Source organism: Arthrobacter sp. K41 (assembly GCF_059089645.1).
The window spans coordinates 30,454-55,625 of the sequence record NZ_JBNHEW010000003.1; the positions used below are offsets into that span (position 1 = coordinate 30,454).

Annotated in this window: 28 protein-coding genes; 5 read left to right on the forward strand and 23 right to left on the reverse strand. The window is 64.8% G+C overall.

Going from position 1 to position 25,172, the window contains the following annotated elements:
* The first annotated feature begins 77 nt into the window (after positions 1 to 77).
* Positions 78 to 1,286 carry an MFS transporter gene (locus AC5RTE_RS07740; RefSeq protein ID WP_494040818.1) on the forward strand — a complete coding sequence of 403 codons (1,209 nt, stop codon included), beginning with the start codon at positions 78 to 80 and terminating at the stop codon, positions 1,284 to 1,286.
* A gap of 6 nt (positions 1,287 to 1,292) precedes the next feature.
* Here the strand turns inward: AC5RTE_RS07740 and AC5RTE_RS07745 are convergent, their stop codons facing one another.
* The 4 genes from AC5RTE_RS07745 to infC form a co-directional block, all read right to left on the reverse strand.
* The gene (locus AC5RTE_RS07745; protein WP_494040819.1) at positions 1,293 to 2,204 is read right to left on the reverse strand and encodes a TrmH family RNA methyltransferase; all 912 of its coding nucleotides are present in this window, start codon (positions 2,202 to 2,204) and stop codon (positions 1,293 to 1,295) included.
* A gap of 66 nt (positions 2,205 to 2,270) precedes the next feature.
* Entirely contained in the window at positions 2,271 to 2,663 is a 393-nt protein-coding gene (gene rplT, locus AC5RTE_RS07750) for a 50S ribosomal protein L20 (RefSeq protein WP_494040820.1), read from the reverse strand.
* A gap of 120 nt (positions 2,664 to 2,783) precedes the next feature.
* The gene (gene rpmI / locus AC5RTE_RS07755) at positions 2,784 to 2,978 is read right to left on the reverse strand and encodes a 50S ribosomal protein L35 (protein ID WP_009358635.1); all 195 of its coding nucleotides are present in this window, start codon (positions 2,976 to 2,978) and stop codon (positions 2,784 to 2,786) included.
* Positions 2,979 to 3,094: 116 nt separating this feature from the next.
* Positions 3,095 to 4,096 (reverse strand): translation initiation factor IF-3, encoded by a 1,002-nt coding sequence (infC, locus tag AC5RTE_RS07760; RefSeq protein ID WP_494040821.1) that lies wholly within the window; start codon positions 4,094 to 4,096, stop codon positions 3,095 to 3,097.
* A gap of 387 nt (positions 4,097 to 4,483) precedes the next feature.
* Here infC and AC5RTE_RS07765 point away from each other — a divergent pair, with 387 nt between their 5' ends.
* Positions 4,484 to 4,870 (forward strand): DUF1844 domain-containing protein, encoded by a 387-nt coding sequence (locus tag AC5RTE_RS07765; RefSeq protein WP_494040822.1) that lies wholly within the window; start codon positions 4,484 to 4,486, stop codon positions 4,868 to 4,870.
* 123 nt (positions 4,871 to 4,993) lie between these two features.
* Here the strand turns inward: AC5RTE_RS07765 and AC5RTE_RS07770 are convergent, their stop codons facing one another.
* From AC5RTE_RS07770 to AC5RTE_RS07805, 8 genes are all read right to left on the reverse strand, one after another.
* Positions 4,994 to 6,283 (reverse strand): MFS transporter, encoded by a 1,290-nt coding sequence (locus tag AC5RTE_RS07770; RefSeq protein ID WP_494040823.1) that lies wholly within the window; start codon positions 6,281 to 6,283, stop codon positions 4,994 to 4,996.
* Positions 6,284 to 6,337: 54 nt separating this feature from the next.
* On the reverse strand, positions 6,338 to 7,219 hold the full coding sequence (locus AC5RTE_RS07775) for an SseB family protein (protein ID WP_494040824.1): 882 nt from the start codon (positions 7,217 to 7,219) through the stop codon (positions 6,338 to 6,340).
* 27 nt (positions 7,220 to 7,246) lie between these two features.
* Entirely contained in the window at positions 7,247 to 7,993 is a 747-nt protein-coding gene (gene priA, locus AC5RTE_RS07780; protein WP_494040825.1) for a bifunctional 1-(5-phosphoribosyl)-5-((5-phosphoribosylamino)methylideneamino)imidazole-4-carboxamide isomerase/phosphoribosylanthranilate isomerase PriA, read from the reverse strand.
* 66 nt (positions 7,994 to 8,059) lie between these two features.
* Positions 8,060 to 8,218: a hypothetical protein gene (locus AC5RTE_RS07785; RefSeq protein WP_494040826.1), complete on the reverse strand. Its 159-nt coding sequence runs from the start codon at positions 8,216 to 8,218 to the stop codon at positions 8,060 to 8,062.
* Entirely contained in the window at positions 8,219 to 8,983 is a 765-nt protein-coding gene (hisH, locus tag AC5RTE_RS07790; protein WP_494040827.1) for an imidazole glycerol phosphate synthase subunit HisH, read from the reverse strand.
* Positions 8,980 to 9,600, reverse strand: coding sequence for an imidazoleglycerol-phosphate dehydratase HisB (hisB, locus tag AC5RTE_RS07795; protein ID WP_494040828.1), 621 nt, complete (start codon positions 9,598 to 9,600; stop codon positions 8,980 to 8,982). The genes hisH and hisB overlap by 4 nt, the downstream gene beginning before the upstream one ends.
* 60 nt (positions 9,601 to 9,660) lie before the next feature.
* The gene (locus AC5RTE_RS07800; protein WP_494040829.1) at positions 9,661 to 10,779 is read right to left on the reverse strand and encodes a histidinol-phosphate transaminase; all 1,119 of its coding nucleotides are present in this window, start codon (positions 10,777 to 10,779) and stop codon (positions 9,661 to 9,663) included.
* Between the two features lie 132 nt (positions 10,780 to 10,911).
* Positions 10,912 to 11,313, reverse strand: a complete 402-nt coding sequence (locus AC5RTE_RS07805; protein ID WP_494040830.1) for a LysM peptidoglycan-binding domain-containing protein — start codon at positions 11,311 to 11,313, stop codon at positions 10,912 to 10,914.
* A 320-nt stretch (positions 11,314 to 11,633) separates the two neighbouring features.
* On the opposite strand from AC5RTE_RS07805, the gene lexA reads away from it, so the two are divergent.
* Entirely contained in the window at positions 11,634 to 12,365 is a 732-nt protein-coding gene (lexA, locus tag AC5RTE_RS07810) for a transcriptional repressor LexA (RefSeq protein WP_494040831.1), read from the forward strand.
* A 67-nt stretch (positions 12,366 to 12,432) separates the two neighbouring features.
* On the opposite strand, the gene AC5RTE_RS07815 is transcribed toward lexA, so the two are convergent.
* Both AC5RTE_RS07815 and hflX read right to left on the reverse strand, forming a co-directional pair.
* Positions 12,433 to 14,490, reverse strand: a complete 2,058-nt coding sequence (locus AC5RTE_RS07815; RefSeq protein WP_494040832.1) for an ATP-dependent DNA helicase — start codon at positions 14,488 to 14,490, stop codon at positions 12,433 to 12,435.
* On the reverse strand, positions 14,483 to 16,063 hold the full coding sequence (gene hflX / locus AC5RTE_RS07820) for a GTPase HflX (RefSeq protein WP_494040833.1): 1,581 nt from the start codon (positions 16,061 to 16,063) through the stop codon (positions 14,483 to 14,485). Before hflX ends, AC5RTE_RS07815 begins: the two co-directional genes overlap by 8 nt.
* 428 nt (positions 16,064 to 16,491) lie before the next feature.
* Here hflX and AC5RTE_RS07825 point away from each other — a divergent pair, with 428 nt between their 5' ends.
* Entirely contained in the window at positions 16,492 to 17,115 is a 624-nt protein-coding gene (locus tag AC5RTE_RS07825) for a class I SAM-dependent methyltransferase (protein ID WP_494040834.1), read from the forward strand.
* On the opposite strand, the gene dapF is transcribed toward AC5RTE_RS07825, so the two are convergent.
* The 6 genes from dapF to AC5RTE_RS07855 form a co-directional block, all read right to left on the reverse strand.
* Entirely contained in the window at positions 17,087 to 18,031 is a 945-nt protein-coding gene (dapF, locus tag AC5RTE_RS07830) for a diaminopimelate epimerase (RefSeq protein WP_494040835.1), read from the reverse strand. The two genes, AC5RTE_RS07825 and dapF, sit on opposite strands and share 29 nt — an antisense overlap.
* Positions 18,032 to 18,083: 52 nt before the next feature.
* Positions 18,084 to 18,980: a tRNA (adenosine(37)-N6)-dimethylallyltransferase MiaA gene (gene miaA, locus AC5RTE_RS07835; RefSeq protein ID WP_494040836.1), complete on the reverse strand. Its 897-nt coding sequence runs from the start codon at positions 18,978 to 18,980 to the stop codon at positions 18,084 to 18,086.
* Positions 18,981 to 18,983: 3 nt separating this feature from the next.
* Complete coding sequence (miaB, locus tag AC5RTE_RS07840) at positions 18,984 to 20,558, reverse strand: tRNA (N6-isopentenyl adenosine(37)-C2)-methylthiotransferase MiaB (protein WP_494040837.1); 1,575 nt, start codon at positions 20,556 to 20,558, stop codon at positions 18,984 to 18,986.
* Positions 20,559 to 20,561: 3 nt separating this feature from the next.
* Positions 20,562 to 21,200 carry a regulatory protein RecX gene (locus AC5RTE_RS07845; protein ID WP_494040838.1) on the reverse strand — a complete coding sequence of 213 codons (639 nt, stop codon included), beginning with the start codon at positions 21,198 to 21,200 and terminating at the stop codon, positions 20,562 to 20,564.
* A gap of 3 nt (positions 21,201 to 21,203) precedes the next feature.
* On the reverse strand, positions 21,204 to 22,259 hold the full coding sequence (gene recA / locus AC5RTE_RS07850) for a recombinase RecA (RefSeq protein WP_307095599.1): 1,056 nt from the start codon (positions 22,257 to 22,259) through the stop codon (positions 21,204 to 21,206).
* A gap of 191 nt (positions 22,260 to 22,450) precedes the next feature.
* Positions 22,451 to 22,675: a DUF3046 domain-containing protein gene (locus AC5RTE_RS07855; protein ID WP_494040839.1), complete on the reverse strand. Its 225-nt coding sequence runs from the start codon at positions 22,673 to 22,675 to the stop codon at positions 22,451 to 22,453.
* 42 nt (positions 22,676 to 22,717) lie between these two features.
* On the opposite strand from AC5RTE_RS07855, the gene AC5RTE_RS07860 reads away from it, so the two are divergent.
* A complete protein-coding gene (locus tag AC5RTE_RS07860) occupies positions 22,718 to 23,245 on the forward strand; it encodes a MarR family winged helix-turn-helix transcriptional regulator (protein WP_494040840.1) in 528 nt (175 codons plus the stop codon).
* 144 nt (positions 23,246 to 23,389) lie between these two features.
* Here the strand turns inward: AC5RTE_RS07860 and AC5RTE_RS07865 are convergent, their stop codons facing one another.
* The 3 genes from AC5RTE_RS07865 to pgsA form a co-directional block, all read right to left on the reverse strand.
* Positions 23,390 to 23,842, reverse strand: coding sequence for a helix-turn-helix domain-containing protein (locus AC5RTE_RS07865; protein WP_494040841.1), 453 nt, complete (start codon positions 23,840 to 23,842; stop codon positions 23,390 to 23,392).
* Between the two features lie 149 nt (positions 23,843 to 23,991).
* Positions 23,992 to 24,486, reverse strand: coding sequence for a CinA family protein (locus AC5RTE_RS07870; protein WP_494040842.1), 495 nt, complete (start codon positions 24,484 to 24,486; stop codon positions 23,992 to 23,994).
* Positions 24,483 to 25,124: a CDP-diacylglycerol--glycerol-3-phosphate 3-phosphatidyltransferase gene (gene pgsA, locus AC5RTE_RS07875; RefSeq protein ID WP_494040843.1), complete on the reverse strand. Its 642-nt coding sequence runs from the start codon at positions 25,122 to 25,124 to the stop codon at positions 24,483 to 24,485. The genes AC5RTE_RS07870 and pgsA overlap by 4 nt, the downstream gene beginning before the upstream one ends.
* Positions 25,125 to 25,172 lie beyond the last annotated feature (48 nt).

The window sequence follows — 25,172 nt, forward strand, 5'->3', positions numbered from 1 at the left end:
TTCATGGGGGTCCAGGACTACATCAGCCCCATTGCCGTGGCTGCACACCTACCTCCAGCACTTTGAAAAGCAGGCACATGAGCACCGTCCTAGAATCACCCACGGCAAAGAGCACCTCCTCCCCCAATATCGCCATGGCCATCATCGCCCTAGCCATGGGCGGGGTGGGCATCGGGGTCACCGAGTTCACCATGATGGGCCTGCTCAAGGAAGTGGAACAGGGCCTCAACATCAGTACGCCCGAAGCCGGGCACCTTATCTCCGCCTACGCGCTGGGCGTGGTGGTGGGCGCCCCACTGCTTGCCGCCGTCGGTGCAAAGCTTCCGCGCAAAAATCTCGCGCTGGGCCTCATGCTGTTCTTTACTGTCGCCAACCTCACCTCTTTCCTGGCCCCTGATTACGGGACCATGCTCGTGTCACGGTTCGCGGCCGGCCTACCGCACGGCGCGTTTTTCGGCGTTGCCGCTGTCATCGCCGCCTCGCTCGTGCCCGCCACCCGCCGGGGTTGGGCCATCTCCATGGTTATGGCAGGTCTCAGCATTTCAAACGTCATCGGCGTGCCGGCGGCAACGTGGGTGGGACAAACCTACGGCTGGCGGCTGCTCTTTATCCTTGTAGGCCTCCTCGGGGCGCTGACCCTGGTGCTGATCTGGCGCTTCGTTCCCTTCCACGAGGCCCACCCTGATGCAAGCATCCGCCGGGAACTTGGGGCGCTGAAACGGCTGCAGGTGTGGCTTGCCATCATGATTGGCATCGTGGGCTTTGGCGGATTTTTTGCCACGTACACCTACATCTCCCACACGATGACCCATGTAGCCGGCCTCCCGTCCGCGCTGATTCCACTGGTGGTTGCGCTTTACGGCCTGGGCATGGTGGCCGGCAACGTGGTGGGCGGCAGGATCGCCGACAAATCAGTGATGGGAACCCTGTACAGCGTGCTGCCTGCCATCGCGGCAGCCCTGGTGGTGTACGCCATCGCCGCCCACTGGCCCTGGTCAGCGCTGGTGATGGTCTTCGTGGTGGGAGCAGCCGGGTCCATGCTTGTGCCTGCGCTGCAGACCCGCCTCCTGGATGCCTCCCCGGACGCGCCGTCCCTGGCGTCGTCCCTGAACCACGCTGCCCTCAACGTAGCCAACGCCCTGGGCGCTTTCCTGGGCGGGCTGGTCATTGCCTGGGGTTGGGGCTATGTGGCCCCCGCCCTGGTGGGCGCATGCCTGGCTGTACTGGGGCTTGGTGTTGCCCTTGCAAGCGGGATGCTGGAACGCCGAAAACCACTTGCCGCGTGAACCCTATTAGGGGCTGACGCCTGCGGGGACCTGCTGGGAACGGGCACTGGCATAGAGGCAGACCGTGGCAGCAGTGCCGAGGTTAAGGCTTTCCGCAGCTCCGTAAACCGGAACTGCCACCCTGTGGTCAGCCAGGCCCAGCTCCTCCTGGGACAACCCCTGCGCTTCATTGCCGAAGAGCCAGGCGGTGGGGGCCGCCAGGTCGTACGCGGAGTCGGGTCCTGCACCGGTAAGCCTGCGCCGGGCGTTCTCGTCCTGCAGGGCATCAAGATTGAGGGATCCGTAACCGTCCGCTGCCAGGATCCCGATCCCCCGGGCGCGGCATGACGCCGCGAGGCGGTTCACGTCGGCCCCGAGCACCACGGGGAGGTGGAACAGCGATCCCGCGGTGGAGCGGACCGCCTTGGGGTTGTAGATGTCCACGCTGGAGCCCGTGAGCACCACTGCGTCTGCTCCGGCGGAATCTGCCGCACGCAGAACGGTTCCGGCATTACCGGGATCACGGACCTCGCACAGGACGGCGATCAGGCGGGGACCGGCGTCGAGCACTTCCTCCAGCGTGACGTCCAGGAAGCGGCAAACGGCAATGACTCCCTGCGGGTTGACAGTATCCGCCATAGCGGCCAGGACGTCCTCCGTGGCAAGCCGGGCGTTCGTGCCTTCGGACAGCTCCTCGAACTCCGGAAACCGGTCCAGGCAGGCTTCGCTTGCGAAGAGCTCCATAACCAGTCCGGGGGCTCCTACGGCCACGCGCTGCTGGTGCAGCTTCAGTGCTTCGCGCACCGCTTGCGGGCCCTCAACCAGGAACTGGCTGCGCTTTAAACGGGCCGGGCGCCCGGCAAGTTTTGCCACATCCCTCACCCGATCTGCTCGGGGGTTGGAGAGTGGAAAATCCTGCGGGCGCCCAGTTTCGTTCATATAGGAAACCTTAGTGGCTAGGGCCACGGGTTCCTGAACTGCCCCTCGTCCGAGGGAAGGCAGGTACTACTGTGCAGCGGCAACCCTCTTGGCGGAGGTGTCGGCCGGCAGCGAGTCCTTGGCAACCTGGACCAGCGCAGCAAAGGCGTTGGCGTCGGAAACGGCCAGTTCGGCGAGCATGCGGCGGTCAACCTCAACCTCAGCGGCCTTCAGGCCCTGGATCAGACGGTTGTAGGTGAGGCCATTCGCGCGGGAAGCAGCGTTGATGCGCTGGATCCACAGGCGGCGGAAGTCGCCCTTCTTCTTCTTGCGGTCACCGTAGCTGTACACAAACGAGTGCAGCAGCTGCTCTTTTGCCTTGCGGTAAAGGCGTGAACGCTGTCCACGGTAGCCCTTTGCGCGTTCAAGGATAACCCGGCGCTTCTTGTGGGCGTTGACCGCCCTCTTCACACGTGCCACGTGCGTACTCCTTCGAAAATTCTGCTCCCAAGCATCTACTGCCGGAATTTCCCGGCGGCCTGAGAAGGCTTTTTGGTAGGTGACTTACACCAGGTGGTGGTCAGTCAGAAAACTTGGAAACTAGATGCCGAGCATCTTCCGGATGACCTTGGCATCGCCCTTGAAGACGATCTTGTCGCCGGCGAGGCGGCGGGTCAGCCTGGAGGACTTGTGCTCGAGGTAGTGGCGGCGGTTTGCCTGCTGGCGGCGCAGCTTGCCGCTGCCGGTCAGCTTGAAGCGCTTCTTAGCACCACTGTGGGTTTTCATCTTCGGCATGGGAACCGATCTCCTTACGTGTCCGCAGGCTGGGCCTGCAGTTCTATCGCGCAGCTGCCCCAAGGGACGGCGTGCTGGTTGCTGACTGCCGGAGGACGAACTCCGGCAGCTGTGGACTAAGTTGTCTTCTTGCCGGCCGGCTTCGGCACTGCCTTGGGGGCAGGGCGCGCGGCAGGCTTGGGTGCAGCCGGCCTGGCCACCGGCTTCGGCGGAGCAGGCACTGCTGCAGGCTTCGGCGCCGCAGCTGCCGGCTTGGCAGCTTCGGGCTTTTCCGCAGCCGGCTTGGCGGCCGGTGCTGCAGCCTTGGGTGCCGGAGCGGCAGCAGCCTTGGGTGCGGGAGCGGCAGCCTTGGGCGCAGGAGCCTTTGGAGCTTCCTGCTTCGGAGCTTCCTGCTTGGGAGCTTCCTCCTTGGCAGGTGCCACAGGTGCGGCCGGTTCGACGACGGGAGCAGCCTCCTGCTCAGGAGCCTCAGTCACTGCTTCCGGCTCCGTCGAGATGGTGAATCCCTCGGGAAGCAGGTCCGCGAGGGACTGCGTCAGCGGTGCCTGGTCGTCACCGGAAACGTCGATGCGGCCAGCTGCCTTGGCTTCGTTTTCTGCCTTGGCTTCAGCCCGCTGCGTTGCGCGGCGTGCTTCGGCTTTGGCCTCCGCCTTGTTTTTCAGGGGCCCAACCACCATGACCATGTTGCGGCCGTCGATGCGGGGGCTGGATTCGACCACGCCGACTTCAGCGACATCCTCAGCAAAGCGCTGCAGCAGCCGGATGCCCATCTCGGGACGCTGCTGTTCGCGGCCGCGGAACTGGATCATGGCCTTGACCTTGTCCCCGGCGCCGAGGAAGCGCAGGGCATGCCCGCGCTTGGTCTCGTAGTCGTGGGTGTCGATCTTCAGGCGGAAGCGGATTTCCTTCAGAACGGTGTTCGTCTGGTTCTTCCGTGCTTCACGTGCCTTGACTGCGGCCTCGTACTTGTACTTGCCGAAGTCCATCAGCTTGCACACCGGAGGCTTCGCCTGAGGTGCAACTTCAACGAGATCAAGGTCAGACTCGGCGGCCAGGCGCAGGGCATCCTCAATACGGACGATTCCTACCTGTTCACCTGCAGGGCCGACCAGCCGCACCTCGGGGACGCGGATACGCTCATTGATTCTTGGCTCGCTAATGTTAAAGCTCCTGTGTTGTTGTGGAATCCCGGCAAATAGAGAAGGCCCCCAATTGCCGGAGCAATCGAAGGCCTCAAAGATTGGCTGTGCCTGCCCCAATAAAGGACTGCACAGAGGGTGTCCGGCTGTGCCGGTTCCAATGCCAACCAGTACCCGGCAACCTTGCGTTCCATTAATTCCTTGGAACAGCGGTTGACGCGGGTGGGAGAGAACTCCGCTTGCAAACTGCATGCCATCTTACAGAAAAAATTCCCGCCAACGCAGTGAAGCGCCGGGGGAACCTTGATTGTTGGGAACAATCCCTGAAATAACGACATCCAGTCGGTCTGTGTCAAGCTTACCAGTATGAGCACCCCAGACAGTAATTCATACGTTTTCGAGCCTGCAGACGCCGGTTCCGACGTCTCCCAGCAGATCCGCGACATCTCCGAAGTGCCGGCCATCGAGGTCATCACCACCGCCGCCGTCCACCTGATGAGTGCCGCAGCGGTCAAGCTTGGCCTCGCGGCGGAAGAGAATGCCGCAGAGCTGAAGGACCTGGACGAGGCCCGGAAACTGATCACCGCCCTGGCCGGCCTGGTCACCGCCGCCGCCCCGGAGATCGGTTCCCAGCACGCCGGCCCGTTGCGCGATGGGCTGCGTTCTCTGCAGCTTGCTTTCCGCGAAGAGTCGCTGATTCCTGACGCCCCGGGCAAGGGCCCGGGCGAGAAGTACACCGGCGCGGTCAACTGACGCCGCAGCGCACAACTGAGCAGACCGCGACGGCGGGCCGACCTTTCAAGGTCGGCCCGCCGTCGTCGTCTCCCGTCCAATTCAAAGTCCGCACCGGCGGCGTGGCTTCATCCGGAAGTAAGGTCAGCGCGTGGCCCTGCGGCGCCGCTGAAGGACCATCCCCGCGAGGCACAGCGCCACGCCTGCGGCTCCCACCGCTACGAAGCCGCCGGAGGGCCCTGCCCGGTCGATGAAAACGCCCGCCAGCGGCGCCCCGAGAGCAACGCCGGCCGTGAGTGCGGAGCCATACCAGCCCATCGCCTCGCCGCGCCTCGCCTCATCCACCAGGTCCGCCACTTTCTCGGAGGCAGAGGAGAGGACCGGGGCGCAGAGGAGCCCCGGCAGGATGGCAACCAGCGCAAGCGACCAGGTGTCGTGGGCGAATCCCATGGGAATGGTCAGGGCCGCCATCCCGAGCAGGAGGATCATGGGCGGGACGGGCCGGTGCATGGCGCCGTACACCAGGCCGCCCACCACGGAGGCTGCGCACCAAAACAGGAAAACAATGCCGATTTCGGCCTGGTGGCCGCCTGTTTCGAGGGCGGCGACAATACCGACGTCGGTGCCGCTGAGGACCATTCCCGCCCCGGCGGCAACAGCGAAAAGTGCGGCGACGGTAGCGGTGAACCAGGTGAAGCTGCCGGCCACCCTGTCCTTCAGGCCGGTGCTGCGGGCAGTACGGGCGGCAGCAGGGGCCAGGTCCGCGGCAGCCTCCTGCAGGTGCGCCGGGGCTGTGGCGATGACGGCCGCCTCGGCGCGCTGCTGGTCCGCCTCGCCGTCCTCCCCGGTGGCACTGCTGCGCGTTGGCGGGTTGAACCACATCAGGAACAGGCCGGCCAGGGAGGTGCAGACGCCCACAATGGTCAGGCCCGCTACACTGAAGCCGCTGGTGGCCGCGATGGCACCCGCAGCAGGACCGATCATAAAGACCACTTCGGTGGTGATGGCGTCCAATGCGAAGGCGGTGCGGCGCTGTTCGCCTTCGGCCAGCACGCCGAGTGACTGGCGCACCACGCTGAAGATGGGCAAGGTGAGCAGTCCGCCCACGAACACCAGGGGAAGGAGCAGCTCATAGGACACGTGCGGCACGATGGACCAGATCACCGTCTCTGATACCACGGAAGGGATCAGTGCCCTGCGCAGGCCCACGGTGTCCACCCTCCGGCCGCGCCACGGAGCACCCAGGGCGATACCGATGGTCATCACGGCAGCGGCTGTACCGGCGGCTGCGTAGCCCTGGCCAAGGGTAAGCACAATATGCAAGGTCAGCAGCACCCCGGCCGCCGAGTGCGGAATACGGGCGATCAGGCCCACCAGCAGCAGCCGCCTGATGGGTTGGACGGCCAGCAACTCCCGGTAGAGAGCGAAATTCACGAAAGGATCCTTCGGTCTGCCGCAGCCGGCCGGGGATCCCCCTCCTGGCAGCAGCTAGTGGACAGCGCGCCGCAGTTTTATTTCGATGGAGTCGACCCGCTCACCAAACAATACATTCCGGGACCACAGGGCCTGCAGTCCGGCCACCAGTTGCTGAACCGCGTCGGCGTCGAGACCCTCTGCCAGGTACAGCACCACCTGCAGCTCAGGCCCGGCGCCGCCGCCGGCAACGATAGCTCCGTCAGCTGTGCGGGCAGCCACTCCCCTGCCTGGCAGGAGTTCCAGGCTCCGTACCGCCGCGAAGCCTCCTGCTGACTGGCGCATCATGGCCGCCAGTTCCGGGTCGGCGTAGGACGGAGTCCAGTCCTGCTGCTGGGCCAGCGCCCACATGGCCGGCCTGCGCACCACGAACGTTACGTCCGCCCCCGGGTCCAGAACCAGGAGTTCAGCGCCTTCGGAGACAGCCGAGAGCGCGGCCCGGGCAGCGTAGACGGCCACCGGCCGGGCTCCGGGATGCCAGGCAGCCAAGGCTGCCGCGGTGGTGAAAGCGGGCATCGCGGTCCTGCCATCTGCCGCTTTGAGCGTAACGAGGGCCATATCTGCCTGCTTGTCGGCCTGCAGGCCGCCCTGCCCCTCCCCTTCTTCGGCAAGCTGGGCAACGATCGGGATGAAGACGCGGGCGGTGGCCAGCGAGACAATGACTCCTGCTTCGTCCCCGCGCCCTGCCTGCAGGTCCGCGACGGCGGTGAGGTAGCCGGCGTCGGCCGTTCCGTCATCGTCCTCGAAGTTATGGATTTTGGCCTGGTCCCCCGCCAGGCTCCGTCCCGTCCAGGGCTGTCCGGCGGAATCAGCGGCACCACCGGCTCCTGCCAGTGCGGCGGCGATGTGTCCGGGAAGGTGGCGCCGGGGAGGGGTGCCGGATTCGTTGGTGGCCATGGAGTGACTGGATCGGCTGCCAGGCGCCTAGCGGCGGCCTGCGACGTTGAGTGCCTCGGGCAGCGTGAAGGCGCCGGCGTACAGTGCTTTACCCACGATGGCACCTTCGACACCCAAGGGAACCAGGGAACGCAGGACCTTGAGGTCATCCAGGCTGGAAATGCCGCCTGACGCCACTACGGGCTTTCCGGTCTTTTCCACCATCTGGCGGAGCAGTTCCACGTTGGGTCCCTGCAGGGTGCCGTCCTTGGTCACGTCGGTGACGACGTACCGCGCGCAGCCTGCCTCTTCGAGCCGGCCCAGGACGTCCCAGAGGTCCCCGCCCTCCTTGGTCCAGCCGCGGCCGGCCAGGGTGGTTCCGCGGACATCGAGTCCGACGGCGATCTTGTCGCCGAAGCGTTCGATGGCCCTGCGGGTCCATTCGGGGTTCTCCAGCGCCGCGGTACCCAGGTTCACGCGCGCGACGCCCAGGTCCAGGGCTGCCTCAAGGGTTTCGTCATCGCGGAGCCCGCCGGAGAGCTCAACGTTGATGTCCAGCCGGCCCACAACCTCGCGGAGCAGGTCTGCGTTGGAACCACGGCCGAAGGCGGCGTCCAGGTCAACCAGGTGGACCCATTCCGCTCCCTGCTGCTGCCAGTTCAGGGCCGCCTCCAGCGGTGTGCCGTAACTGGTTTCGCTGCCTGCTTCGCCCTGCACCAGCCGGACGGCCTGTCCATTGACGACGTCGACGGCGGGCAGCAGTTCAAGTACCGGCAGATCGATAGCGGAGTTCATCGTGATCCTCATTGTTGGGGGCAGGGGTGTGCGGCGGAGGGTAACCGGCAGCCGGCCGGCGGGCAGCTAGTTTTCCGGCAGCGTGAGCAGGTAGGCGGCCAGCAGCGCCATGCCGGCCAGGACGTAGAACGAGACCTGGGTCCAGAGCGGCTTATGCTGCTGCCGGAAGGACAGGGCGCCGCCAACCAGCAGGCCGGCGAGGCCCATCAGGATAACGGACCACATTCAGGCGCCGCCGGGAGAGGTTTCGCCGGTTTCCTCCGGCTTGCCCGTCACGGAAGGCTTGCGGAGGGCCTCCACCCAGTTGTGCAGCAAACGGGCGCCGGCGTCCCCGGACTTTTCGGGGTGGAACTGGGTAGCGCACAGTGGCCCGTTCTCAACCGCGGCGATGAACGGGGCGCCGTGCTCGGACCAGGTGACGAGGGGTGCGGCCATCCGGGGCTGGACGACGTCGAAATTCCAGTCCTGCACGCCGTAGGAGTGAACGAAGTAGAACCGTTCGTTCTCGACGCCGGCGAAGAGCTTGGACCCGTCGGGCACCTTGACGGTGTTCCAGCCCATGTGCGGGACAACTTCCGCCGGAAGGAGTTCGACCTTCCCGGGCCATTCGCCGATGCCTTCAGCTTCTGTGCCGTGTTCCACGCCGGCTTCGAAGAGCACCTGCAGTCCAACGCAGATGCCCAGGACCGGGCGGCCGCCGGCTACCCGCCGGCCGATCAGGCGGATGCCGTCCACGGCCTTAAGTTCACGCATCACGGTTTCGAAAGCACCAACGCCGGGGACAACCAGGCCGTCGGCGTTCAGGACGTCCTCGGGCTTTGAGCTGAGGATCACCTCTGCGCCTGCCCGCTCAAGGGCGCGGACTGCCGAGCGGACGTTTCCGGAGCCGTAGTCCAGCACGGTAACGGTGGGTTTTCCCTCGGGTGACGGCAGCTTCTGCGAAGCCGACGGATCAATGATGGCGCCGTCGCGCAGCACCTGGCCGCTCACAGCGCACCCTTGGTGGAAGGAATGCCCTCAACACGCGGATCGGATTCGACGGCGGCGCGGAGGGCCCGCGCGAACGCCTTGAACTGAGCCTCAACGATGTGGTGCGGGTCCCGGCCGGCAATGACGTTCATGTGGAGGCAGATCCCGGCATGGAGGGTTATCGCCTCAAAGACGTGGCGGGTGAGCGAGCCCGTGAAGTGGCCGCCGATCAGGTGGTACTCCTGGCCTGCCGGCTCACCTCCGTGAACCAGGTAGGGGCGGCCGGACACGTCAACCACCGCGTGGGCCAATGCCTCGTCCAGCGGAACGGTGGCTTCGCCGAAGCGGCGGATTCCTGCCTTGTTTCCCAAGGCCGTCCGCAGCACCTCTCCGAACGTGATGGCGACGTCTTCCACCGTGTGGTGGACATCGATGTGGATGTCTCCCGTGGCTTTCACGGTCAGGTCGATCAGCGAGTGCTTGCAGAGCGCCGTCAGCATGTGGTCGTAGAAGGGCACCGACGTATCAATGTCCGAGATGCCCGTGCCGTCCAGGTTGATCTCCACGAGCACGGAGGATTCACTCGTGGCACGCTCCATGCGTGCGGTCCGGGCCGCATTGGATCCTGTGGAACTCATGGTCAAGTGTCCTTTGGGAAGAAGGAGTGGTTCAGGGCGTCCAGCGCCGCTGCTTCAAGTCTAGGCCGGAAGCTTTGGCTGGCCGGTAAGGATACCTTCCAGGGAAGTAAGGAAGGCTGTGGTTTCCGTCTCAGTACCTGCTGTCACCCGCAGATGGCCGGGGATGCCGACGTCGCGGATCAGGACGCCCGCATCGAGCAGTTCCTGCCAGACCTGGTGGGGATTCTCCAGCCCGCCGAAGAAAACAAAATTGGAATCGGAGGCCGCCGGCTTGAGGCCCAACCGCGTCAGTCCGGCCACAATACGGTCGCGCTGCTTTTTGATGTCTTCAACATCGGCCAGCAGCGCCTCACGGTGCTGGAGGGCCGCGAGGGCAGTCGCCTGGGTTACAGCCGACAGGTGGTACGGTAGGCGCACCAGCCTCAGTGCGTCGGCAACTTCCGGAGCCGCGGCCATGTAGCCCAGGCGGGCTCCGGCGAGGGCGAAGGCCTTGCTCATGGTCCGCGAAACGATCAGCCGCTCCCGGCCCGGCAGCAGAGTCAGGGCGCTGGGCGTCCCGTCGTGTGCGAACTCGTGGTACGCCTCGTCCACGATGACGATGGTCTGGCTGGCCTGCCCGGCCTCGTAGACGGCCTCCACCACATCGAGCCCCAAACCTGTTCCCGTAGGGTTGTTCGGCGAGCAGAGGAAAACAATGCTGGGCTGCAGCTCCTTCACTTGGAGTGCTGCCGATTCTGCACTGAGGCCGTAGCCGTCAGCGCGTTGGCCCACAATGTATTCCGTGTCCGTGCCACTGGCGAGCAAGGGGTACATGGAGTACGTAGGCGGGAAGCCCAGCGCGGTGCGGCCGGGACCACCGAAAGCCTGGAGAATCTGCTGGAGTACTTCGTTGGAGCCGTTGGCCGCCCAGACATTCGACTCGTCCAGGCCATGCCCCAAGTATTCCGCCAGGGCCTTGCGCAGCTCCGTGAACTCGCGGTCCGGGTAACGGTGGAGGCCTGCGGCCGCTTCCGTAACGGCGGCGGTGATGGCGGCACGTACGTTCTCAGGGACGCCATGGGTGTTCTCGTTAACGTTGAGGAGGATAGGGACGTCCAGCTGGGGTGCGCCGTAGGGGGTAAGCCCACGAAGGTTGCTGCGGAGGGGTAACCGGTTGAGGCGCTCTAGCTGGTCATTCACCTGAACAGTTTAGTGCCAGCCCGGGGAGCCGGAAAATATGACGGCTTCCCGTTCGCGCTGAGCGGTCCTTCGCGCCGGGCCCGTCAACGCCCTGTCCGCGTTGGCCTTCGGCAGCCGGCGGGTGAGCGGCACCTACCGGGTGGGGACGTACAACTGTTGCCCCGGGAAGACCGCGCCGCCGGTCAGGTTGTTCAGTTGGACGATGTCAGCCACGACGTCACGCGCATCCCGCTCCGGGGCAACGCTCCCGGCGATAGCCCACAAGGATTCCCCTGCCTGGACGGTAACGGTAACGGCAGGGGTAACGGACAGGTCAGCCGCCGAATCGGAGGCCTTTGCCGGCGAGTTGAAGAATCCGGCCAGGGAAAGCATCAGGGCCGCGAGCAGGACCAGGGGAATGCCGATCAGGACGATCTTCCCGCGGCGCGTCAGGCGCAGGGGCGGCAGGGGCACAGGCCGCTCCTCCGGCCTGGGCTCAGGCCCGGACAAGTAGTGCACTGAAAATGAATCCCGCGAAGCAGATGTAGCTGACATGACTTAGCCCTCCTGGACCGTACTGTGCTGCCCGATATTCCCCTCCGAAGCCGCCGCCTTGGCAGCCCTTGCCGCCTGTTTTCGAATGGCTTCGACCGGAGTAGAACAAATGTTCGAACTTTGCTTCCTCTGTTTTAGCACTTATCAACGAACATTGTCGAGACTCGCTAGAACAAATGTTTGAAAAAGCAATGTGGCTGGCCTAGTTTTGAGAGAAAGAACAACCACTCTGAAAGTTGATCAGCAGGGTCTGACAATTCCGGCGTGAACTTCAGGTCCGGGCCACAGGAGTCCGGGGCAACCGAAAGGCATTGGCGAATATGGCAGCAGCAGCCGCCGGGGGCAGGGCAACCTCCCAACCGAAGAAGACCGCCAAGGGCCTGACGCCGCGGCAGAAAAGGATCCTCGAGACCATCCAGCGCTCGGTCAATGACAACGGGTATCCGCCGTCCATGCGCGAGATCGGTGACACCGTGGGCCTGGCAAGCCTGTCCAGCGTCACGCACCAGCTTTCGCAGCTGGAAAAGCTTGGCTACCTGCGGCGCGATCCCAAGCGGCCGCGCGCCATGGAAGTGTTGATGCCCCTTACCCTCGACGGTGGCTCATCCAAGCAGGCGGCGGAGCCTGCCCCTTCCCTTCAGGGGGGCGGCACCGTCACCGTTCTTCCCACCGCCATGGACACAGCCATGGTCCCCCTTGTGGGCAGGATTGCTGCCGGTGGTCCCATCCTGGCTGACCAGCAGGTGGAGGACGTCCTGCCGCTCCCCCGCCAGCTCGTGGGCCAGGGGGAACTGTTTATGCTCAAGGTGGCCGGTGATTCCATGGTGGACGCTGCCATCTGCGACGGCGACTGGGTGGTGGTCCGCCGCCAGGCAGATGCGGCCAATGGAGATATTGTTGCTGCCCTGCTTGACGACGAAGCCACTGTTAAGACTTTCCGTCAGCGCGACGGCCACACCTGGCTGCTCCCCCAGAACACCCAGTACGAGCCCATCCTTGGCGACCACGCCACCATCATGGGCAAGGTAGTGTCGGTGCTCCGCTCGCTTTAAACGGCCCCGGAGTTCGAACTCACCTGTGCCTCCAGCTATGAGCGCCCCGGCCCGTCAGCCGTGGCGCTCAAATCTTTTCCTTGGCCAGCCTCTCCAGCGCCGCCATGGCTGTTTTCCTGTCCGTAGTGGACCAGAACGGCGGCAGGGCACCGCGGAGGAATCCGGCGTAGCGCTCCGTGGCCAGCCTGGAGTCAAGCACCGCCACCACGCCTTTATCCCCGGTTGACCGGATCAGCCGTCCGGCGCCCTGTGCAAGCCGGATGGCAGCGTGGGTGGCCGAAACTGACATGAAGCCGTTGCCTCCCGCCTGCGCCACTGCCCGGGACCGGGCTGTCATCAGGGGATCATCGGGCCGGGGGAAGGGAATCCGGTCGATGACCACCAGGCGGCAGGAGCCCCCCGGAACGTCCACGCCCTGCCACAGGGACATCGTGCCGAACAGGCAGGTGTCAGGTTCGTCCGCAAACTGCTTCACCAGGGCCGTCATGGTGGAGTCGCCTTGGCACAGGATGGTCATTCCCAGCTTGGGCCGCAGTGCGTCCGCCGCTTCTTCTGCCGCCCGCCGGGAAGAAAACAGGCACAGCGCCCCGCCGTTTGAGGCCCTGATCAGGGCCTCAAGTTCGGCCAGCGCTTCCGGGGATGCTCCGCGGCCGGGCTTGGGCAGGTGGCCCGCCACGTACAGAATTCCCTGCCTGGGATAGTCAAAGGGCGATCCCACATCAACGCCCGTCCAGCTGGGCGCCCCCTCTCCCACCAGCCCCAGCCCGCCGGCGGCGGGCTCAAAGGCTGAACCGATTGCCAGGGTGGCGGAAGTCAGCACCACAGTGTGGTTCGCGAACAGGCCCTCGCGCAGCCGCCCTGCCACGGACAGCGGCGCAATATTGATCAGCGCGGGAGCTGTTTCGTCGGGCTGGGAGTACCCCTGCTGGGGGTCAAAGGAACTGGCGCGGGAAAACCAGACCACTTCCCGGTTCTCCCGGGCGGCGAGGAGACGTTCACACAGTTCCAGGATGAGCATCAGCCGGGAGCGCGCCAGTTGCCTCCCGCCGTCGGCAGTGGTGCTGCTGTCCCCCTTGGAGTCGGAAAGTGCGGCGCGGCAGGCTTCACGCAACTGGTCCACGCAGTCCAGCTGCTCATCGTTGAGGCCATTGGGGAGCAGTCCATTGGAAACTCCGGCAAGGGCGGCTTCAAGGTTGGCGGCAGCCGCACTAAGGGCATCCACGGTAATGGCCGTATGCTTGCGCGCTCCCGCAGCTGCGGCATGGACCATGGCCACCGAGAGCTGCCCCGAAACGGCGCCGGTAACCCTGTCCTGGAGTTCGTGTGCCTCGTCAACCACAACGACGTCGTATTCGGGCAGCACCGCGAGGCCTTCGAAGGCACTGACGGCGAGCATGGCGTGGTTGGTGACCACGACGTCGGCTTCGGCGGCGTCCTGGCGTGCGAGTTCGCTGAAGCATTCTGCTGCCATGGGGCACTTCTGGGCGCCCAGGCACTCCATCGAGGTCACCGAGACCTGCCGCCAGGCCCGGTCAGTGACACCGGGCAGGAGCTCATCACGGTCTCCCGTAGTGGTCTTCTCCGCCCATTCCCGCAAGCGGACCACTTCCTTGCCCAGCTGGGAAGCGGGACCGCCCACAGCTGCAGCAAAGTGCGGGACACTGGTGTCCTCGCCGAGCGCAAACAGCTGGCCCTCTGCAGGTTCCTCGGAGGGAAACCCGCCTTCGAGCTTGTGCCGGCAGACGTAGTTGGACCGTCCCTTGACCAGCGCCACCTTCACCGGCCGGTCCAGCGCCGGCGTGATGGTTTTCAGGAGCCGGGGAATGTCCCTGCCCACAATCTGGGTCTGCAGGGCAAGCGTCGCCGTAGAGACCAGGGCGGGCTTGTCGCTCTCGAGGGCATGGGCAATGAGCGGTATCAGGTACGCCAGTGACTTGCCCGTACCCGTCCCGGCCTGGACCAGCAGGTGGTCGCCCGTTTCAATCGCGCGTGCCACCTGCCGGGCCATCTCATGTTGCCCACTGCGGCTTTGCCCGCCCATGCCGGCAACGGCACGGTCAAGCAGGTCAATGACAAACTGCTCGCCGGCCGTGCCTGTGGCTTCGTCAGCCACGAGGTCAGTCATTGCTGACGAATGATTCCAGTTCAGCCGCGAGGCCCTCCCGGACTTTAACTACTGCCCGGGTACCGGCTTCATCGTGGTCAACACTGATGATCTCTGCGTCTGACTCGTGCAGCTTGCTGACCAGGTCCCCGCGGTCGTAGGGAATGAGCAGCTCGAGCTTGACGGACGGGCGCGGAATCGACTCGCTGATCGCCTTCAGGAGTTCGGGGATGCCCTCTCCTGTCCGGGCCGAAACCACAACGTGGCGCGGCTCGCGCTGCTTCAGCCGTTCCACCACAAAGGGATCTGCGGCGTCGGCCTTGTTGAGGACGATGATCTCCGGGACCTTGCGTGCGTCCACTTCGCTGAAGACCTTGCGGACGGCGGCAATCTGGCCCTCGGGGTCCGGGTGCGAGACGTCAACGACGTGAAGGATCAGGTCCGAGTCCGCAACCTCCTCGAGGGTGGAGCGGAACGCCTCCACCAGCTGGGTGGGCAGGGAGCGGACAAATCCGACGGTGTCCGCCAGCGTGTAGCCCAGCCCGTCGGCAGTTTCGGCTTTGCGCACCGTGGGGTCCAGCGTGGCGAACAGTGCGTTCTCCACGAGCACCCCGGCGTCCGTGAGGCGGTTCAGCAGTGAGGACTTGCCGGCGTTGGTGTACCCGGCAATGGCCACCGAGGGCACTTCATTACGACGGCGGTTGGCCCGTTTCGTCTCCCGGGCGGGCTTCATCGCGGCGATCTCGCGCCGGAGCTTGGCCATGCGGGTGCGGATCCTTCGGCGGTCCAGCTCGATCTTCGTCTCACCGGGACCACGAGAACCCATACCCGCCGCTGCGCCGCCCACCTGGCCACCGGCCTGGCGGGACATCGATTCGCCCCAGCCGCGAAGGCGGGGCAGGAGGTACTCGAGCTGCGCGAGCTCCACCTGCGCCTTGCCTTCCCGGCTCTTGGCGTGCTGGGCGAAAATGTCCAGGATCAGCCCGGTCCGGTCAATCACCTTGACCTTGACGATGTCTTCAAGGCCACGGCGCTGGGACGGGGCCAACTCGGCATCAACCACAACGGTGTCGGCGCCGGTGGACATCACGATGTCCTTCAGTTCAAGTGCTTTGCCCGAGCCCAGAAACGTACCCGGATCGGGCTTGTCACGGCGCTGCACGAGGCCGTCCAAGACCTCGGAACCGGCTGTTTCGGCGAGGGCGGCCAGCTCGCGCAGCGAGTTCTCCGCGTCTGCAAGGGTTCCCTCGGACCAGATGCCGGCGAGGACGACGCGTTCCAGGCGGAGCTGCCGGTATTCGACTTCGGTGACATCTTCCAGTTCCGTGGAAAGGCCTGCCGTGCGCCGAAGGGCGCGGCGTTCCTCGAGGTCCTGCTGGTCGCCGTCGTACGTCGTGTGTTCTTCGTCCAGGCGGGATATGGCCTGGGCCTTGCCCAGTACAGGCCTTCCGTCGCCGCGGCCTGAATCACCTGGCGTGCTGACGGCTTTCGCCGGTACGTCCTTGGAAAGAATCCGGTCGATCACGGCCTGGATTTCCTCAGGGCTCATGTCCTGGGCGGCTGGATCGGATCCGGTGTTGGGCTGGCTGGTCATGGTCTCCTTTGAAGATTCGGCAGTTCCAGAATAGTGCCGATTGTTGGTGCTTGGGGAAGTATTCGCGCTGGGCTGACGGCCTGCGGTCATGCAGTTCTCCTGGTTCGTTTTCGCCGGCCGGAAAAAAGCGGACGGCAGTGGCGGCCACATTCCAAGGGAAGTGGCGAAAATGAGGGAGCCGGAGAATCGGCGAGGGAGACAGCGGGAAGCTGACCTTCGAATCGTGTCCGGCGGCCGGAACATACGCCTGCGCGTGGTCCGGTGCACTGTGCGGAAGGATAATTACCTGCGTCGCTGTGGGACAAGGCTGCGGGACGGGCAAGGCCCGTGCCGGCTACTCGAAGATCAGGAACATGGTTTCAACCCTAGCAGAGCAGCAAAGCGCAGGGTTTCACTTTACGCTGCAAGGGGAACTACTCTGGCGAGTTATGGAGTCCGCACACTATTTCAGCGCATCCCCCGCCGGCCCGTTCACGCGGAAACCCCTAACGGTTGAACTTGCAGGGGAAACGCGCCGGCTGCAGACCTCCTCAGGCATTTTCAGCCCGGATGGAATCGACAAGGGAACCGCCGTGCTCCTGGCCGAAGTTCCGGCGCCCGCTGCTGCCGGGAACCTGCTGGACATCGGCTGCGGATGGGGTCCGGTTGCGCTCACCATGGCGCTGCGTGCACCGCAGGCAAGGGTTTACGCCGTGGATGTCAATGAACGGTGCATCACGCTCACTAATGAGAACGCCGCGGCGCTGGGACTGACCAATGTGGTGGCGAGCACTCCCGAAGCTGTGGATCCGGAGCTGCGTTTCGACACCATCTGGTCGAACCCGCCGATCAGGATCGGCAAGGACGAACTGCACTCGCTCCTGAAGCTGTGGCTGCCGCGCCTGGCGCCGGGGGGAACGGCGTGGCTGGTGGTGCAGAAGAACCTGGGCTCGGATTCGCTTCAGCGTTGGCTGGCGGCAGAACTGGATGAATCCTTCAGCGTAAGCCGGGAATCGACGTCCAAGTCCTTCCGGATCCTGAAGGTCAGGAAAGCGTCCCAGTTGCCACAATAACGGCGGGCCCGCTCAGCTCGACGTGTTCGTGTCCCCCCGGCCCGGCAAAGAATTTGACGCCCACCACGCCTCCTGGAACGTGCACCTCCCAGGTGTCAGGGGCCTCGGCTCCTGCCCAGTGCCGGATAGCCACGGCTGCGGCGCAGGCTCCCGTTCCGCATGACTGGGTCTCCCCCACACCGCGTTCGTGCACGCGCATTGTGACTGACCCGACGCCGTCATGCACCAATGGTTCGGAGGGAACCACAAACTCCACATTGGTGCCGTTGACCGGTACCGGATCAACCACGGGTGCGGTAAAGAGGCGGGTGCCGGCGAGTTCCGACAGTTCTGCCAGGGCAACCACGGTGTGGGGGTTGCCCATACTGATTGACAAGGCGGGACGGGGAACTTCCAGTCCTTCTGCTGTGACCAGTGAATCCATCGCCTTGGCGGTGGCCTCGCCCGGAAAGATGAACTCCCAAGGGCCCATGTCCACGGCGTAGTCCTCACCTGTCCGAATCACCGTCTTTGCCCCGCCGCGGGTGCCAATGGTGAGCGCCCCGCCGTCGGGCAGGTCAACCAGACCCTCGGTGCGCAGGAAGTGGACGAAGACCCGAACGCCGTTGCCGCACATTTCCGACAGTGATCCGTCACCGTTGCGGTAATCCATAAACCACTCTGCCTCGGGCGTCACGGCCAGCAACTCGCGCCCCTCGGGCAGGAAGCGTGACGGGACGGCGCGAATGAGCCCGTCTCCGCCGATACCGCGGTGGCGGTCGCACAAGGCCGCCACCTGCTCGGCGGCAATGGTATGCCTGCCCTCCTGATCGGCCACCAGGACGAAATCGTTGCCGGTGCCGTGCCCCTTCGAGAAGCGGAGCCCACCCAGGGTGCTGTAAGCGTGCGCAGTGGTGGCGGCAAGGGTTGCGTTCATGGTTTCAAGGGTACCGGCCGGAAAGAGCAGGCCTGAACGCGTGTGTGGATGCCTACCGGCTGAGTGCTGCTGCTTCGGAGAGCAGGTGCGGATCCTGCCAGTCCAACCACTTAACCCTGGGATCGGCACGGAACCAGGTCAACTGCCGGCGGGCGAACTGGCGGGTTGCCACGATAGTCTCCTCCGCGGCTTCGGGGACCGTTGATTGACCGTCGATGACCCTCAGGAATTGGGAGTATCCCAGGGCCCGGGGCGCTGTTTTGCCCTCCCGGAGCCCTTGCTTCTCCAACCGTTCCACTTCGGCGAGCAGGCCGTTCTCCACCATCCGGTGAACCCGGAGGGCGAGCCGCTCGCGGAGCTGGTCGCGGTCGACGGTGAGGCCTATCTGGACCGCGGGCTGGAAGTACTCGCGCCGGGGCATGAAGGAACTGAACGGCCGGCCGGTGAGTTGATGGACCTCCAGGGCGCGGATGATGCGTCTGTCGTCTGCGAGCCTGCCTGCGGACACTGGGTCGACTTTTTCAAGCCGGGCCAGCATCGCCCCGGCGCCCCGGACCGCCAGCTCATCCTCAAGCTGCTTCCGCAGCCGCGGGTCTGTCCCCGGGAACTCAAGGATGTCGAGGGCAGCCCGCACGTACAGGCCGGAGCCGCCGGCGAGGATGGCGCGCTTGCCGCGTGCGTGGATGTCCGCGACAACGTCACGCGCCTGCTGCTGGAACCTGGACACGCTGGCTTCGTCGGTGACGTCCAGGATGTCCAGGAGGTGATGCGGCACTCCCCTGCGTTCAGCAGGCGTGATTTTCGCTGTGCCGATGTCCATGCCGCGGTAGAACTGCATGGCGTCGGCGTTGATGACTTCGCCGTCCAGCTCGAGGGCGAGGCCTACGGCGAGGTCGGACTTACCCGAACCCGTAGGACCGACGACGGCGATGACCGGCGGGGAGCCCACGGATCAGCCCGTGCGTACAGGCAGCGAAGGCATCCCGAGGGATACGCCGGCGCGGCCGTTGGCAGCACCCGGTGTGGGTGCGCCGCAAGAGTCTGCCTGGGACCTCTCCCACGCGTCGCCGGCGCGGGAGCGGCGCAGGCTGTAATCCTCGAGGGTGGGGTCGGCGACGAGGTGGAAGGAAGCGGCCTCGGTGATGGTGACGGTGACAAGATCGCCCGGGCGGGGGGCAGGGGCGCCATCCGGTACAGAGAAATGCACCAGCCGCTGATCCTGGGACCGTCCGGACAGCCGGTGGGTTTCTCCGGCTTTGCGCCCCGACTGGGCGGTGACCATAACCTCTACGCGGCGGCCAAGCTGTTTCCGGTTCTCCTCAGCGGCGATCCGGTCCTGCAACGCGGTGAGCCGCTCGAAGCGCTCCTGCACGATGGCCTTCGGCAACTGGTCCGGCAGGTCCGCGGCAGGTGTTCCGGGGCGCTTGGAGTACTGGAAAGTGAAGGCGGTGGCGAACCGGGACTGTTCCACCACATCCAGGGTGGCCTGGAAATCCTCTTCCGTCTCGCCGGGAAATCCGACGATGATGTCCGTGGAGATGGCTGCATGGGGAATTTTTTCCCGGACCTTGTCGAGGATGCCGAGGAACTTCGTGGACCGGTAGGAGCGCCTCATGTCCCGCAGGACCTTGTCCGAGCCGGATTGCAGCGGCATATGCAACTGCGGCATCACGTTGGGCGTTTCGGCCATGGCATCGATAACGTCGTCGGTAAAAGCGGCAGGGTGAGGGCTGGTGAAACGGACCCGTTCGAGTCCCTCGATTGCCCCACACGCCCGAAGGAGCTTCGAGAACGCCTGCCGGTCGCCGAACTCCACGCCGTAGGAGTTGACGTTCTGGCCGAGGAGCGTGACTTCGATGGCACCGTCATCCACCAGGGCCTGGATCTCAGCGAGAATGTCCGCGGGGCGGCGGTCCTTTTCCTTGCCGCGCAGGGCGGGGACGATGCAGAACGTACAGGTGTTGTTGCAGCCCACGGATATGGAGACCCAGCCCGAGTAGACGGAGTCGCGCTTGGTGGGCAGCGTGGAAGGGAAGACGTCCAGCGATTCGAGGATCTCCAGTTGCGCCGCATCGTTGTGCCGGGCCCTGTCCAGCAGTGCAGGCAAGGCACCGACGTTGTGGGTACCGAAGACGGCGTCCACCCAGGGCGCCTTCTTCAGGATGGTTTCCCTGTCCTTCTGCGCCAGGCAACCGCCGACGGCGATCTGCATGCCGGGGTTGGCTGCCTTCACCGGGGCCAGGATCCCGAGGTTGCCATAGAGCTTGTTGTCAGCGTTCTCGCGGACAGCGCAGGTGTTGAACACCACCACATCCGCCTGCGCACCAGCTGCCGGAACATAGCCTGCGTCCTCCAGCATGCCGGCCATGCGCTCTGAATCGTGCACGTTCATCTGGCAACCGAAGGTGCGCACTTCATACGTGCGGGCCTTCTCTTGGCCGGGAACCGCGGCGGGGGAAGGCTGGGCCGCGGCGCGGGCCTCTGACGGGTTGGTGCCGGAAAGAGGGGAAGGAATGGTCAAACTCACCTGTTAAGGGTACCGGTTCGGTGGCTGGCCGGTGTCAGCGGCAGCATGGGCATCAAGGACCTCGGTGACGATGCGGAAGGCCTGTGAGGGCTGGTATCCCTTGCGGGCCAACATGGACGCCAGCCGGCGCGTGACTTTGTCCCGCTCCGCCCGGTCCCCGAGGTCCATCCCCGGACGCAGTTTCCGCTCCACCAGGCTGCGGGCAGCAGCCTCTTCATCAGCGTCCGAGAGCTGCTCAAGGGCCACGGCCGCGGTTTCCGGGTCTACGCCTTTATCCGCGAGCTCCCGCCGAAGCGCCCCTTTCGCCAGTTTCCGGGACTGGGACCGGCTCCGGACCCACATGTCCGCGAATTCGGCGTCATTGATGAGCCGCGCTGCCTGGAACTTGTCCAGCACGGCCTCGGCAACGTCCTCCGGAACATTCTTCTCAGCAAGCTTGCGGGCAAGCTGCAGCCTGCTTTTCGCCGAGGCGGCGAGCTGCCGGTATACGATCGCCTGGGCGACCGAAACCGGATCCGGTTCAGGGTCCGCGGCAACCGGTGAGGCTGCGTCCGGTCCATCCTGGAACTGGTTCGAAGACGAAGCAGCGCGCCGCCCGCCGGTTCCGGCCCGGCGGGGACGCGCACTTTCAGTACTGGTCAAAGGCTAGAACCCGTCAACGGCTTTCAGCTTTGGCGAGTCCTTGGACTCGGGCTCCGCCGGCTTCACGCCAACACCGAGCTTTTCCTTGATCAGGCGCTCAAGCTCGGCAGCCAGCTCCGGGTTGTCACGGAGGAACCTGCGCGAGTTTTCCATGCCTTGGCCCAGCTGGTCTCCGTCGTAGGTGAACCAGGAGCCGGACTTCTTGATGATCCCGTGCTCCACGCCCATGTCGATGATGCCGCCCTCGCGGGAGATGCCCTGGCCGTAGATGATGTCGAACTCTGCGATCTTGAAGGGCGGGGCCATCTTGTTCTTGACGATCTTGGCCTTGGTTCGGTTACCGACCGAGTCGGCACCTTCCTTGAGCGTCTGGATGCGGCGCACGTCAATACGGATGGAGGCGTAGAACTTCAGCGCCTTACCACCGGTGGTGGTTTCAGGGGAACCGAAGAAGACACCAATCTTTTCACGGAGCTGGTTGATGAAGATCGCCGTGGTTTTGGTCTGGCTCAGCCGGCCAGTGATTTTACGCAGGGCCTGGCTCATGAGGCGGGCCTGGAGGCCTACGTGGCTGTCACCCATGTCGCCTTCGATTTCCGCGCGGGGCACCAGGGCGGCGACGGAGTCGATGACGATGACGTCCAGGGACCCCGAACCGACCAGCATGTCCATGATCTCCAGGGCCTGTTCACCCGTGTCCGGCTGGGAAACCAGGAGCGCATCCGTGTCCACGCCGAGCTTTGCCGCGTATTCAGGATCGAGGGCGTGCTCGGCGTCGATGAAGGCTGCTATGCCGCCCTGGCGCTGGGCGTTTGCCACGGCGTGGAGGGCCACGGTGGTCTTACCCGAGGATTCCGGCCCGTAAATTTCCACGACGCGGCCACGGGGCAGGCCTCCAATTCCCAGGGCAACATCCAACGCAATGGACCCGGTAGGGATAACCTCGATCGGGGCCCGGACTTCGTCCCCGAGCCGCATGACTGAGCCTTTACCGAACTGCTTATCGATCTGGGCCAGCGCTGCTTCGAGCGCTTTTGCACGATCCGGGGCTGCCGCCATGGTTCACACCTCTAATGCTTTCTCGCTTTGGAGTGGCCTCAGTGGCCGTTTCTTGGTCATCTCTGACGCTAATGGGACCCACTGACATTCCGGCCGGATAACGGCGGCTATGTGGAAAACCCGCTGGGAAAAGCATATCTTTACCCGAACAGATATTCGAACAGCGGCGCGGCGTGTCAGGAGAAAAGCGCTTATTCCGGCCGCGGTTTGATGTCCCTGCCCAGCCGGCGCTCGGCCGGAACGTCCTGGACGTCACAGACCGCCAGCCACACCTTCCGCGGCTCCACGCCCGCGGCCAGCGCCTGGTCCGCGGTGCGTCCGCCCACCCCGGCAAGGACCAGGGTATTGCTGAGGACCCGCGAGTACCCGGCGCCGAATTCGTCATCCATGAGTCGCCAATAGTCGCTGATTCGCACCAGAAAAGTCTCTCACGATCCAGCCCCCTTAGAATTGTTGCCATGAGCAACTCCCCTGCCGTCCCGCCGGCGCACGGCCTCAAAGATGATGCAACCGTGGACGCGGCGCTGCAGAACGTGGAACATCAGATCAGTCTTTTCTGGCGGCGCGCACGGGCGATTTCCAATCAACTCTCCCGCCAGGTCCACCCGGACATGGAACCTGCCGCTTACGGCCTGCTGACGGTCATCCGGCGGGAGGGTCCCATCAGGCTGACTGACCTGGCGATGAACATCGGCGTGGGCAAACCTTCCGTAAGCCGGCAGATTGCCTTCCTGGAAAGCATCGGACTCGTGTCCAAGGAAGCTGACCCGCTCGATGGGCGGGCGCAGGCCATCCGGCTCACCCCCAAGGGCGAGGAAAAGATGCACCAGGTCCAGGATGCCCGGCGGCAGGTTTTCCGGGAACGTCTCGGTGAGTGGCCGGTGGAGGACCTGCAGGAGCTGGCCCGTTTTATGTCGAAACTGAATGCGACGTACGAGCGCGACGGGTTCCCGCACGACGGGCCCGCAACCGCCGGGGACAAGTAGGACGGCAGCGGCAGAACCTGCCGGGCAGGACGGCCAGGCCCCGCAGCGCAGCCGAAAGCGGGACACAGCCGAACACAACTGAAGCCTCCGGCACACCGCCGGAGGCTTCACATGTTGCAGGGCTGGCTGGTGGTGGTTCAGCCCTTACCGGGCGCCTGAGAACAGGCCCGTTGAAAGTTCGTCGTTCAGTTCAGTGTTGAGGTCGCCGTCGAGGTCACGACCATAACGCTGGGAGAATTCCTGGGGTACGGTGTCCGGGACGGCAACGCCTTCGGCAACTGCCACACGGTCGCTGACCTCACGAAGCATGCTGGACAAGGGGACGTCCAGGGCCGAGCAGATCGAAGACAGCAACTCTGAGGATGCTTCCTTCTGGCCGCGCTCTACCTCGCTGAGGTAACCCAGGGAGACACGGGCGCTGTGCGAAACTTCACGGAGCGTGCGCCCCTGACGCTGGCGAACATCGCGCAGGACATCACCAATTTCGTGACGAAGTACAACCATCTTGCGCTCCTTCTGTTCGCTCTTAGCCTGATCGGCGAGGCCCACATCCTTCCAGCGGACAACGCCGTTTACGGATACGGGCTGCTTTACCATCTGTATCGCCTTGCTCCTCATAGTCCGGTCCGCGGTGAAGCGGGCCATTGGTGTTTTCATCCTAGGCGCCCCCGCTCTGCGGAAGCGACACAATGTAATAACTAATCGGTACCGGCTTTTGTTCCCACCAACTTTACAGGCCGGTAACTTCAGGAAGCCAGGACTTCGAGGAGCCTTTCCAGGGCCGCCCCGCACGCCTGGCCGCGTATATCGGCGCGGCTCCCGGTAAAGGAATACCCGAAGCTGTTTGTTCCCGTACCCGTAGCTATGCCGATATACACGGTTCCTACCGGCTTTCCGTCGTGCGCTTCGGGTCCCGCCACCCCGGTGGTGGAGATACCGATGTCGGCGCCCAGGGCCGTCCGGGCACCGGCCGCCATGGCAGCGGCAACACCGCCGTCAACGGATCCGACGTCGGCCAGGAGTTCGCGGGATACCTTCAGGACGTTTTCCTTGACGGAGTTCTGGTAGGCCACCACGCCGCCCTGCAGCATTCCCGAAGCTCCCGGGGTGTCGGCGAGGACAGCGGACACCATGCCTGCAGTCAGCGACTCGGCCGTGGCGACGGTGCGGCGCATCTCCAGCGCCTTGCTGACCGCACGCTGGGACAGATGGTGAAGCGACACGTGGTGAAGGTCGGTCATGCCTGTTCCTGCCCGTTGGCCGTGCGCTGCACCTTGCCCTTGGACCGCAGGCGCAGCGCCTCAACAACGTACTCGACGCCGGTCCACACCGTAATCAGCACAGCCACCATCATCACGGCGAAAGCTGCCCAGCCAAGCCAGGGCGCGATGGCTGCCAGCGGCAGGAGGTAAAGGAAGATGGCGGCGGTCTGGACGACGGTTTTGAGCTTGCCGCCGCGGGAAGCCGGGATGACGCCATAGCGGATGACAAAGAAACGCAGGGCCGTGATGCCCCATTCGCGGACCAGGATCACCAATGTGACCCACCAGGGCAGTTCGCCAAGTACGGACAGCATCACCAGTGCAGAACCGATGAGCAGCTTGTCCGCGATGGGATCAGCGATCTTGCCGAAGTCGGTTATGAGGTTCCGGCTCCTGGCGATGTCGCCGTCGAGCTTGTCCGTGTAAATCGCGACGGCGAACGCAGCCGCCGCTGCCCAGCGCCAGGGCCCTGCCTCGCTGTCCAGGCCCGGCGCGTCCAGGATCAGGAACCAGACGAAGAACGGCACCAGCGCGATGCGGAGCATGGTCAGGACATTGGGAAGGTTCCAGACCCCGGCACGGCCATGGCCGGCGGCGGTTGCATCGGTGCTAGTCACCTTTCTAGGCTACATTCTTTGGGCTAGCGCCCGGTCAGGGACCAGGCG